We start from the raw sequence: 11,811 nt of genomic DNA, 5'->3' as shown, positions 1-11,811 counted from the left end.
TCGGCGGCTCCACCACGACCGATATCAAGCCAGGACTGACCCGGCGGCGACTGACATAGCCGACACCTTGCCCGCCTCGATCAACCAAGCTCGCTGGTCCGTCGTTCACCGGTATGGCAATCCGCACTGCGCGGAGTAACTCCTCACTGCCGTCGAGGTTATGCGTCGAACAAGTCACGAGCAAGCAAACGACTCGTCAAGCGTGTCTTACGGGGGTGCGACTCCAGATTTGCCCAGATACCTGCTCCTTGCCGGAAACCCCGCAGATCTGCCGTAAAGGGCGAACACCCGACACGACCGTCCACCATCCGGCGCCAACGTTCCACGATCACGGCCAGCACCCGACCAGCCGGGACCCTGCCCTGGCACTTCGAAGGCAGGTCCTAAGGCCAACGTCGGGGCAGGTCTCGGCCCCTGGGCCGATGACCGCACATCCGCGCATGATTAGCGTCAGGTCGCATGAACATCGACGGCACGCTCGACGAGGCTTACGAACGACTGCATCGGACCGGACCGGAGTTCGAAGGCTGGCTGACCAATCACGGTCCGATGGCGGTGGAGTCCATGGTCAGACGCGGACACGCGAAACAGGTCCACCGCTGGTTGGACGGCTACATGCGGCGGCTGGACGATCTGCCACGCGGCACCTCACCCATCACCGCCGACGGCTGGCGTGCCGCGCTGGGGGACCCTCATCGTCTCGGTGACTGGCTGGCGTTCTTCGAACGCGAGGTGATCGAGCAACCCTGGCGTGCGGTTCTGGAAACGTGGTGGCCACGGCTTCTGCCCGGCATCGCGGCCGGCGCCACCCACGGGGTGATCCGTACCGGCCACGCGGTTCACGCCCTGCTGGACCACGAAGACGGCCCACGCCTGGCCGAGCTCGGCCAAGCCCTCGGCTACTGGGCAGCGCGCTGGCAGCAGGTCCCCCTCGCCGCCCCCTCCGGAGCCGCTGACCCGGTATCCGCTCTCGCCGGTCTGCCACGCGTTCCGGACCAGACCGCAGGCATCAACCATCGGCTCAACCAGCTCACCGGCCTGACCGGCTGGTCGGCCGCGCTCGCCGCCCTGAGACCCGCCAACGACGCCGCGCAGGCCCGGGACCTGCTGGCCGAACTGACGACCGCCGCCACCTCTCACTACCTCCCGAACGCGCAGGGCTCGGCCATCATGCTGGTTCACGCCGCGACCGCCCCCATGGCCGTCCTGCGCACGCTGCCCGCGCTCCCCCACACCCAGTGGGTCGGCAGCCTGCACGCGGCCTGGGCGGCCAGCGCGTCCGTGACCGCGGCCTACACCCCCGCCACGCCCACACCCCGGCACAGCCTGCCCACCGCCCCCGAGTCAGCGGACGAGGTGTTCGCCCTCGCCGTCCGACACCAGGACGAACACGTCATCAAACTCGCAGACACCTGCCTCGACGTCCACCAACGCACGGGCCACCCCGACGCGCTCGCCGCAGTGATCCGTGCGACCGAGCTGATCGACGAGCTTTGACGAGAAGCCCAAGGTGTACTCGACCTCTGTGGTCAGTACACCTAGGAGAAGTCCTCTTCGACCTCGACGCCCTCTTGTTCGAGAGCCTCGCGGATGACGCGGAACGACAACCCCGGCGGGTAGCCCTTCCGGGCGAGCATTCCGGCCAGCCTGCGGGTGCGGACCTTGGGGTCGAGGTTGCGGGTGGACGGGAGCTTGCGCTCCACGAGGCGTCTGGCCGTTTCGAGCTCCTGGTCGGAGTCGAGACGGTCGACGGCCTCGTTGACGGTGTCGGAGTCGACGCCACGGTGGCGGAGCTCGGCGGCGAGAGCCCGTTTGGCGAGGCCGCGGCCATGGTGGCGGGAGTCGACCCAGGCCTCGGCGAACGCCTCGTCGTTGATCAGACCGAGTTCGGAGAACCGGTCGAGCACCGCGTCGGCGGCCTCGTCGGGGACGTCGCGCTTCCGCAGCGCCTCGGCGAGCTGGGCTCGGGTCTTGGGGGCCATCGTGAGCAGCCTGAGACAGATGGCTCGGGCCACCGATTCCGGGTCAGCCGGCGGCCCCGCGCTGGCGGGCGTCTCAGCGTCGGGCCCGTCGGGGAGCCAACCGCTCCCTCGACGTCCCCGGCCACCTCTCCCGGCCCGCCCAGCCCGTGCACCTCCACCGCCCCTGCCCGACCGCTTCCGCCCCTCACCCTGAGCGGGTTCCCCGCTCCGAGCAGACTCCGCCTGCGACTCGCCCCACCCCGGCCACGCTCCCGCCCCGTCCTGACCGGAGTCGGCTCCCGACCGGCCGCGACTCGGCTCCGCCCGCGACCCGTCCCATCCTGACCACGCGTGCACCCCGTCCTGGCCAGAGTCGGCTTCTGGCCAGCCTTGCCCCGGCTGCGCCTCGAACCTGTCATGCCCAGATTCCACCCGCTGCCGCCCCTGACCCGGCTGCGAACGCGACCCGCCCGGCGCAGGCTCCGTCTGCGACCCGCCTCGCCTCGGCTGCGCCCAGGGCTCGTCATGAGCAGGGCGTGCTTCTCCGGTTTCTTGGTCGAGGCCTGCTTCCTTGTCGCCTCGGGCCAGGTGGCGTTCGCTCTCTGGTCGGTCGCCGTGCTGGAGACGGGTGTCTTCTTCGGGGGATGCGAGGTGCGGCCCGCTGTCGGTGGGAGGGGCCTCGCGGTCAGCGGAAGGACGGGTGCGGTTGCGCCATTCGTCAAGGGTGGGCCAGGCCCGCGCCGGGGTCGACGCGGAGCCACGGGGCGGTGACAAGGCAGCGGATGGGGGCCGCCCGTCGTTGGGCGTGCCAGGTGGCGTGCCTAGTGACAGGTCAGACGGCGTGCCTGGTGGCGTGTCCGGCTGGGGGCTCGTGTGGGGGCCGTGGGCGTTGGTGCGGTGGGTGCCCTCTAGTGGCTGGTCTGGCCGTGGAGAGGGGGTGGGCGGGGTGTTTCGGGTGCGCTGGGCACCGGGGAGGTCGGGCCAGGCGCCCCAGTCGTGTGAGTGGGGCGCCTGCGGCGGATCTGCGTCAGTCATGCTGTCGCCGATCAGACGTCACCAGGCTTCGGGGTGGCGGACTTGGAGCCGCGGCCCGAGGAGGCGGCCGCCGGGGCCGGGGCGGCCGCGGGCTCGGCAGGCGCGTCGAGACGGGCGCCGACGCCCAGCTTGTCCTTGATCTTCTTCTCGATCTCGTTGGCCATGTCGGGGTGGTTCTTCAGGAAGTTGCGGGCGTTCTCCTTGCCCTGGCCGAGCTGGTCGCCCTCGTAGGTGTACCAGGCGCCGGACTTGCGGACGAAGCCGTGCTCGACGCCCATGTCGATCAGGCCGCCCTCGCGGGAGACACCCACGCCGTACAGGATGTCGAAGTCGGCGACGCGGAAAGGCGGAGCCATCTTGTTCTTGACGACCTTGACCCTGGTGCGGTTGCCGACCGCCTCGGTACCGTCCTTCAGCGTCTCGATGCGGCGGATGTCGAGACGGACGGAAGCGTAGAACTTGAGCGCCTTACCACCCGTCGTGGTCTCGGGCGAGCCGAACATGACGCCGATCTTCTCGCGCAGCTGGTTGATGAAGATGGCGGTGGTGCCGGTGCTGTTGAGGGCGCCCGCGACCTTGCGCAGGGCCTGGGACATCAGGCGGGCCTGAAGGCCGACGTGGCTGTCGCCCATCTCGCCCTCGATCTCGGCCTTGGGCACCAGGGCCGCCACCGAGTCGATGACGATGATGTCGACGGCACCCGACCTGATCAGCATGTCGGCGATCTCCAGCGCCTGCTCACCGGTGTCGGGCTGGGAGACCAGCAGCGCGTCGGTGTCGACGCCGAGCTTCTTGGCGTACTCGGGGTCGAGGGCGTGCTCGGCGTCGATGAAGGCCGCGATGCCGCCGGCGCGCTGGGCGTTGGCCACGGCGTGCAGGGCGATCGTGGTCTTACCCGAGGACTCGGGACCGTAGATCTCGACGATCCGGCCGCGCGGCAGACCGCCGATGCCGAGCGCGACGTCAAGGGAGATCGAGCCCGTCGGGATCACCTCGATGGGAGCTCGGGCGTCGTCGCCGAGGCGCATCACGGAGCCCTTGCCGAACTGCCGCTCGATCTGAGCGAGGGCGGTCTCAAGGGCCTTCTCGCGGTCGTTGATAGCCATGGGAACTCCCTCTGGAGAGTTGTGTGGTCGGGTCAGTCGAGTGAAAGCTACGGCCTGCCACCGACAATTTCCGCGTTGTCAGGGAAAGACGTGTGCCCATGGTAGCCGAACGACTGTTCGATCACACCCGAACACGCCAACGACCGCGTGACACTCCGACTGTCCCGTGACGGCGGAGCTCGGGCGCTCGCCGGTGAATCCTTGATCGACATCGGTCCAGGTCACAGGCGCGGGGCGGTCCTGGTGCAGGCGAAACGGTCCCAGCCGCGCCAGGGCAGTCCGGTCACGTAGAGCGGCCCTGCTTCGGGTGGAGTGGTCCTGCTCTCCCGAGGCGCTCCCGGCCCCGCGAAGCAGTCTCGGCCGTGCCCGGGGCGTTCCCGGTCACGTGAAGCGGTTCCAGTCGCGTGGAGCAGTCCTGACCGCGTGGAGCGGCCCGGTCGCGCGGCGACGTCTCGGGCCGGGCACTCGCGGACGCCGACCAAACGGACCGGTCGTGACTCGCCTGGCGCCCAAGGCTTGGGACAGAGCTGCGTCCGTTCCGCCCCGGACGCGTGGGCACCGGGTGCGGAAATGCCGTACATCGCCGGTGAAGGGCGACGGCTGGTGCGTTCGCACACCACGCCGGTCAGGGGGCACGCGGAATCGCGAACGCGGACAGATCGGGAGGAAGAGTGAGCAGGCGGAAGGACCCTGACAGGCGGAAGGACGGACAGGAGGGAGGAACGTCGTCAGGTGGGAGGAGGCCACCAGGCGAGAGGGCGTCGCTGGTTGGCGTCACCGGAGGGCGCGGGGGCGTCGCCGGGCGAGTGACCGTCGCGGAGGCGGACGCCCGGCTCGGCCTCCTGGCTCGGGGCACGGGCCGGACCCGCGCCCGCGCCGGATGGGAGCCTCAGTAATAGCCGACCCCGGAGATGGTGATCGACATGGCCCCCGGGTTCTTCACTAGGTATCGAATGCAGGGCGGAACGGCCGTGAGTTGGGCGGCCGCGTAGGCGGTGTGGTCGTTCGCCGGGATGGACACGGCTCCGAGGTACTGCCCCTGACAGTCGCTGATCTTGATCTCGACGGGGGACGGATTCTGCTCGAGCCTGACCAGGACGCTCCCACGGTAGGCCGCAGTGGGTTTGAGCTCCGGCGTGAGGAAGATCTCGGCGCCGGGGTTGACGGTGGCGGCCAGGTTGCAGGTGTCGGCCTGGGCGGGTGATGCCACCCCGGCGACCAGTCCCGCCATGGCGAGCGCGACGATCGCGGATGTCTGACGCATCGGGGGCGTTCTCCTCTCGATGGTGGATGAGCGTCGGCCAGCCATGCTACGGATCGTGATCATCCAGATTCCCGACGTGATCGACGTGTTGGGGCAAGGCTTGGTCAAGTCATGCGCACGGTCGCGTCCGCTCCTCCAGAGGTGACGACGAGCGGCGCGCAGGCCGAAACATCAGCGCACAAGTCAGAACGTCGACTCACGAGCCAGCCCCTCGGCACGGGCCGAAGCGTCGTCACACAGGCAAACCGTCGGCGCGCGGACCGAGCCGTCGGTGGTCGCGCCGGAGCGTCGTGCGCGTCCGCGCGCCGGAACGCCGCCCCGCGTGGTCGTCCGGTTCCGGTGCGCGATCGCCGGACGCGCGTCGCCCCACACGTGTTGTCACGCCTCGTGAGCTGGGGAGACTCTGGTTGAGAGGTTGGAGGCGGCGACGTGGCGAGCACGTACACCGGAGAACGACGTTCGCATCTTGAGGCTCTCGCCGCGCGTCTGCCGGGCCAGGGGCTCGCGAGCCGCATGATCGGCGCCGACGACCCGGTGCTGTGGGTCTGGCATCCGCATACCGGACGGCAGACCCTCGTCTTCGCCACCCCCTCGCACCGGGGCTGGCTCTTCCTGTGGTCGCCCGGCGGCCAGGGCAAGGCCGACGAACCGGAGAGGGCGGCCCGCACGCTGCGGGAGACGCTGGAGCTAGCGCAGCCGGGGTGAGACGTCCTCCACCTGGCAGACCGCTCGCCAGACGGCCTTGGCGCTCTCGCCGTCGGCCAGCGCCTGCGTCACGGTGCGGCCTCCCAGCGGTGCGATCACGTAGTCGCGCGCCCACGACTCGGCGTAGGTGTCGCCGAAATGTTCACGCATCCGTCTCCAGAACTCGGTCAGGCGCATGTCCCAAGTATGGAACCGCCGGGGGTGTGGGTAGGACGTCCACATGCCGAAGACCCCGAAGTCCGCGCCCCCGAAGAGCACGAAGACGAAGGCGAATCGCGTCAAGCGCCGCCATCTGCGTCTGGCGCAGCGTCTGACGGTCCAGAAGGAGAAGGCCGAGAGATCGGAAAGGCACGCCGACGTCCGGCAGGAGCCGCGTGCGGGCAGGCCGAGGACGCGCAGGGCCTCGCGCCGATAGTCACAACGCGGTCAGAGCACGCGCGAGCCGTACATCTCACCCAGATGGTCGGCGAGCAGCTCCAGCCGGGCGCCGTCGGGGTCCTTGAAGTAGATGGAGGCGCCGCTTTCGATCTGGTGCGGCACGCCGGCCATCTCCAGCTTCCCGCGCAGCCTCTCCCAGGTGGCGGGGTCGACGGAGATCGCGACGTGGTGCAGCCCGCCGAGCACCTCCTGGTACGGGCTGAGATCCAGGCCAGGGAAGTCGAAGAAGGCGAGCAGGTTCCCGTTGCCGATGTCGAAGAAGAAGTGGCTGGAACCCTTGTAGTCGCGGTTCTCGAAGATCTCCGTGAGGGGGAACTCCAGGAGCTCCTGGTAGAACTGGATCGTCCGCTCCATGTCGGAGGAGACCAGGGCGAAGTGGTGGAGGCCGCGAGCGCTGCTGGAGGGCCGGTGCGGTAAGAGGTAGCGCCCTTTGATGTCCTCGTGGCGGGCCTCGATGGGGACGTTGTCAATGGTCACGGTCGCTGTATGTCCGTCTGCGGCCCGGCTCAACCTCTCGCGGAGGCGCGATTGCGTTTTCTGTCGGTGGGGCGAGGCAGTATGTGCTGGTGAGCGCGCTCAACCACTTCACCCAGGTGACCAGGCAATGGTTCTCGGGAGCCTTCGCCGCTCCCACGTCCGCCCAGGAGGGCGCGTGGGAGTCCATCGCGCGCGGCGACAACACGCTGGTCGTCGCGCCCACCGGGTCGGGCAAGACGCTGGCGGCGTTCCTGTGGTCGCTCGACCGGCTCGCCGCCGAGCTGGCGGAGCGCACGGGCACCCGCGTGCTGTACGTGTCACCGCTGAAGGCGCTGGCCGTCGACGTCGAGCGCAATCTGCGGGCGCCGCTGGCCGGGCTCAGGCAGACGGCCCGGCGGCTGGAGCTGCCCGTGCCGGAGATCTCGGTGTCGATCAGGTCGGGCGACACCCCGGCCGAAGACCGGCGGCGGTTCGCGGCCAAGCCGTCCGACATTCTGATCACCACGCCCGAGTCGCTGTTCCTGCTGCTCACCAGCCAGGCGCGGGAGGCGCTGCGCGGCGTGGAGACGGTGATCGTCGACGAGGTGCACGCGGTGGCCGCGACCAAGCGCGGCGCGCATCTGGCGTTGAGCCTCGAACGGCTCGACGCGCTGCTCGACCGGCCCGCGCAGCGCATCGGGCTGTCGGCGACGGTGCGGCCGGTGAGCGAGGTGGCGGCGTTCCTGGGCGGGGTCCGTCCCGCGACGGTGGTGCAGCCGCCGTCGGAGAAGCGGATCGAGATCGAGGTGGTCGTGCCCGTCGAGGACATGACCGAGCTGGAGGCCCGCAAGCCGGCCGAGGAGGAGTTCGCGCCGGAGCCCGCGAACCGGTCGATCTGGCCGCACGTCGAAGACCGCCTGTTCGACCTGATCGAGGCGCACAGCTCGACGATCGTGTTCGCCAACTCCAGAAGGCTCGCGGAACGGCTCTGCACCAGGTTGAACGAGCTGGCCTACGGCCGCCGGCAGGGCCTGGAGGCGATCGACCTGGCGATCTGGGAGAGCGCTCCGGAGAACCACGAGGACACCGGGCCGATGCGCACCCCCGCCGAGATGATGGCGCAGGCCGGGTCCAGCAAGGGCGTGGTCACGGAGATCGTGCGGGCGCACCACGGGTCGGTGTCGAAGGAGGAGCGGGCGCAGATCGAGGAGGCGCTGAAGTCGGGGCGGCTGCCTGCCGTGGTGGCCACGTCCAGCCTGGAGCTGGGCATCGACATGGGCGCCGTCGACCTGGTCGCCTGCGTGGAGGCGCCGCCGAGCGTGGCCAGCGGGATGCAGCGCATCGGGCGGGCCGGCCACCAGGTGGGCGCGGTGTCCAAAGGCGTGATCTTCCCGAAGTACCGGGGTGACCTGGTGCAGACGGCCGTGGTGGCCGAGCGGATGAAGAGCGGCCAGATCGAGGAGCTGCGCTACCCGCGCAACCCGCTCGACGTGCTGGCCCAGCAGGTCGTGGCGATGACCGCGCTCGACGAGTGGACTGTCGACGAGCTGGAGTCCGTGGTCAAACGGGCCGCCCCCTACGCCACGCTGCCGCGCGCCGCGCTGGAGGCGACGCTCGACATGCTGGCGGGGCGCTACCCGAGCGAGGAGTTCGCGGAGCTGCGTCCGCGCATCGTCTGGGATCGCGTGACGGGCGCGCTGCGCGGGCGGCCGGGGGCGCAGCGGCTGGCGGTGACCAACGGCGGCACGATCCCCGACCGTGGGCTGTTCGGCGTGTTCCTGGTGGGCGAGAAGGCGTCCAGGGTGGGCGAGCTCGACGAGGAGATGGTGTACGAGTCGCGCGTCGGCGACGTGTTCGTGCTCGGCGCGACCTCCTGGCGGATCGAGGACATCACGGCCGACCGGGTGCTGGTCTCCCCCGCTCCCGGCCAGCCGGGCAAGCTGCCGTTCTGGCACGGCGACGCCCCGGGGCGTCCGGCCGAGCTGGGCAGGGCCATCGGCGGGTTCCTGCGCGAGCAGGCCGGGCACGACTCGACCGACCGGATGCGGGCCGCCGGGCTCGACGAGTACGCCTCCGGCAACCTGGTGGCCTATCTCAAGGAGCAGCGCGAGGCCACGGGGTACGTCCCCGACGACCGCACGCTGCTGGTCGAGCGGTTCCACGACGAGCTGGGCGACTGGCGCGTGGTGATCCACTCCCCGTACGGGGCCCGGGTGCACGCGCCGTGGGCGCTGGCGATCAACCGGCGGCTGCGCGAACGCTACGGCGTCGACGTGCAGGCCGTCCACTCCGACGACGGCATCGTGCTGCGCATTCCCGACACGCTGGCCGAGCCGCCCTCCGACGTGGCCGCGTTCGACGCCGAGGAGATCGAGCAGATCGTCACCGAGGAGCTCGGCGGTTCCGCGCTGTTCGCGTCGCGGTTCAGGGAGTGCGCGGGGCGGGCGCTGCTGCTGCCCCGCCGGACTCCGGGCAGGCGCAGCCCGCTCTGGCAGCAGCGCCAGCGGGCCGCCCACCTGCTGGGCGTGGCCTCGCAGTACGCCTCGTTCCCGATCGTGCTGGAGACGATGCGCGAGTGCCTCCAGGATGTGTTCGACGTGCCGGGGCTGGTCCAGCTCATGCGTGACATCGCCGCGCGCAGGGTGCGGGTGGTGGAGGTCGAGACGTCGCAGGCGTCGCCGTTCGCCGCGTCCCTGCTGTTCCACTACGTGGGCGCGTTCATGTACGAGGGCGACGCGCCGCTGGCCGAGCGGCGCGCGCAGGCGTTGGCGCTCGACACCGCGCTGCTCGCCGAGCTGCTCGGCCAGGCCGACCTGCGCGAGCTGCTCGACCCCGACGTGATCTCCGACAGCGAGCGCGAGCTGGCCAGGCTCGACCGTCCGCTGCGCGACGCCGAAGACCTCGCCGACCTGCTGCGCTCGCACGGGCCGCTGCTGGCGCCCGACGTGAGCGTGCGCGGCGGCGATCCGGCCTGGCTGGAGGAGCTGGAGCGGGCGCGCAGGGCGATCAGGGTGCGGATCGCGGGCGAGGAACAGTGGGTGTCGATCGAGGACGCGTCCAGGATGCGCGACGCGCTCGGCGTGCCGTTGCCCGTCGGAATCCCGCACGCGTTCCTGGAGCCGGTGGCCGATCCGCTGGCCGACCTCGTCGCGCGGCACGCCCGCACGCGCGGGCCCTTCCACGCCGGAACGGCGGCGGCCAGGTTCGGGCTCGGTGTCGCGGTGGTGACCGACGCGCTGCGCCGGCTGGCGGCCGCCGGGCGGGTGGTCAGCGGCGAGTTCCGGCCCGGCGGGAGGGGCGAGGAGTGGTGCGACGCGGGTGTCCTGCGGATGCTGCGGCGCAGGTCGCTGGCCCGGCTGCGCAAGGAGGTCGAGCCGGTCGCGCCGGAGACGCTGGCGCTGTTCGCGTCCGCCTGGCACGGCGTCACCGGGCCCTCGTCGGGCGCGGGTGCTCACGGCGCGGGCGGCGCCGGGGCGGCCCGGGCGATGGACGCGCTCGTCCGCTCCATCGAGCAGCTTCAGGGGGCGGCGGTGCCCGCGTCGGCGCTGGAGACGCTGGTGCTGCCGTCGCGGGTGCCCGGCTACCATCCGGCGCTGCTCGACGAGCTGACCTCGTCCGGCGAGGTGATCTGGGCAGGGCAGGGGTCGCTGCCCGGCGGCGACGGATGGGTGTCGCTGTACTTCGCCGACACCGCGCCGCTGCTGATGCCCGAGCCGGGCGAGATCACGATGACGCCGGTGCACGAGCGGGTGCTGGAGGTCCTGGGCGGGGGTGGCGCGCTGTTCTTCCGCGGGCTGTCCGACCAGCTCGGCTCGCTCGACGACGCGGCGCTGGCCTCGGCGTTGTGGGATCTGGTGTGGTCGGGGCGGGTGTCGGGCGACACGCTGGCGCCGCTGCGGGCGACCCTCGGCTCCGGACGTCCCGCGCACCGGCCGGCGACCACGCGCCGCCGGCGGGCGGTGCTGCCGAGCCGGAGCGGGCCGCCCACCGTGGGCGGCCGGTGGTGGCTGCTGCCCTCCCCGGCGGCCGACGCGACCCTGCGGGCCCAGGCCCAGGCGGAGGTGCTGCTGGAGCGGCACGGGGTGGTGACCCGCGGGGCGGTGACGTCGGAGCGGCTTCCCGGCGGGTTCACGCCGGTGTACCAGGTGCTGCGGGCGTACGAGGAGAGCGGGCGGTGCCGCCGGGGCTACTTCGTGGAGGGCCTGGGCGGCGCCCAGTTCGCCCTGCCGGGTGCCGTCGACCGGATGCGCGCGATGGCTCCGGGCATCGCCGGGTCGAGCGCGCCGACGCCAGGCGGGCCGCACGGTGCAGCCGGCCCCGGTGGTCCGGGCGGCCTGGTGCCGGGTGTGCCAGGTGAAGGGGTGGTTGGCGGCCTTCGGGGGCGCGCACCCGGTGGTGGCGAGGCTTTCGGCGCGGGTGCCGATCGTGCTGGGGCGCGGAGGGCGGTGGTGCTGGCCGCCGCCGATCCGGCCAATCCGTACGGGGCCGCTCTGCCGTGGCCGTCCCATCCCGGTGACGTGGGGCACAAGCCCGGCCGGAAGGCGGGGTCGCTGGTGGTGCTGGTCGACGGGTTCCTGGTGCTGTACGTGGAGCGGGGCGGCAAGACGCTGCTGTCGTTCACCGACGGCGACCGGTTGCAGCCGTCGGTCGACGCGCTGGCGCTGGCCGTCCGCGACGGTGCGCTCGGCAAGCTGACGGTGGAACGGGCCGACGGCGCCTCGATCGTCGGGTCCCCGCTGGCGGCGGCGCTGGAGGCGGCGGGCTTCCACCCGACCCCGCGAGGCCTACGACTCCGCGCCTGACGCCCCTCCTTGCCGTGGGCGGCTGTGGCGCTCACCAAGGGCGG

Annotated in this window: 8 protein-coding genes; 3 read left to right on the top strand and 5 right to left on the bottom strand. The window is 71.5% G+C overall.

Annotated features, from left to right (window positions below; translation table 11 throughout):
• The first annotated feature begins 459 nt into the window (after positions 1 to 459).
• Positions 460 to 1,497, top strand: a complete 1,038-nt coding sequence (locus ABT294_RS12500) for a questin oxidase family protein (protein ID WP_350805484.1) — start codon at positions 460 to 462, stop codon at positions 1,495 to 1,497.
• 41 nt (positions 1,498 to 1,538) lie between these two features.
• Here the strand turns inward: ABT294_RS12500 and ABT294_RS12495 are convergent, their stop codons facing one another.
• From ABT294_RS12495 to ABT294_RS12485, 3 genes are all read right to left on the bottom strand, one after another.
• Positions 1,539 to 2,015 (bottom strand): regulatory protein RecX, encoded by a 477-nt coding sequence (locus ABT294_RS12495; RefSeq protein WP_502912018.1) that lies wholly within the window; start codon positions 2,013 to 2,015, stop codon positions 1,539 to 1,541.
• 992 nt (positions 2,016 to 3,007) lie between these two features.
• A complete protein-coding gene (gene recA / locus ABT294_RS12490; RefSeq protein WP_350805482.1) occupies positions 3,008 to 4,102 on the bottom strand; it encodes a recombinase RecA in 1,095 nt (364 codons plus the stop codon).
• Positions 4,103 to 4,991: 889 nt separating this feature from the next.
• Positions 4,992 to 5,366: a hypothetical protein gene (locus ABT294_RS12485; protein WP_350805480.1), complete on the bottom strand. Its 375-nt coding sequence runs from the start codon at positions 5,364 to 5,366 to the stop codon at positions 4,992 to 4,994.
• A 429-nt stretch (positions 5,367 to 5,795) separates the two neighbouring features.
• On the opposite strand from ABT294_RS12485, the gene ABT294_RS12480 reads away from it, so the two are divergent.
• On the top strand, positions 5,796 to 6,071 hold the full coding sequence (locus ABT294_RS12480) for a hypothetical protein (protein WP_350805479.1): 276 nt from the start codon (positions 5,796 to 5,798) through the stop codon (positions 6,069 to 6,071).
• Here ABT294_RS12480 and ABT294_RS12475 read toward each other — a convergent pair.
• A complete protein-coding gene (locus tag ABT294_RS12475; protein WP_350805698.1) occupies positions 6,054 to 6,248 on the bottom strand; it encodes a DUF3046 domain-containing protein in 195 nt (64 codons plus the stop codon). The two genes, ABT294_RS12480 and ABT294_RS12475, sit on opposite strands and share 18 nt — an antisense overlap.
• Positions 6,249 to 6,497: 249 nt before the next feature.
• On the bottom strand, positions 6,498 to 6,986 hold the full coding sequence (locus ABT294_RS12470; protein WP_350805478.1) for a VOC family protein: 489 nt from the start codon (positions 6,984 to 6,986) through the stop codon (positions 6,498 to 6,500).
• An 86-nt stretch (positions 6,987 to 7,072) separates the two neighbouring features.
• Here ABT294_RS12470 and ABT294_RS12465 point away from each other — a divergent pair, with 86 nt between their 5' ends.
• Complete coding sequence (locus tag ABT294_RS12465) at positions 7,073 to 11,767, top strand: ATP-dependent helicase (protein WP_502912028.1); 4,695 nt, start codon at positions 7,073 to 7,075, stop codon at positions 11,765 to 11,767.
• Positions 11,768 to 11,811: the final 44 nt, after the last annotated feature.

The organism is Nonomuraea sp. NPDC000554 (assembly GCF_040300065.1).
GTDB lineage: Bacteria > Actinomycetota > Actinomycetes > Streptosporangiales > Streptosporangiaceae > Nonomuraea.
This window is presented reverse-complemented; position numbering and strand designations above follow the sequence as displayed.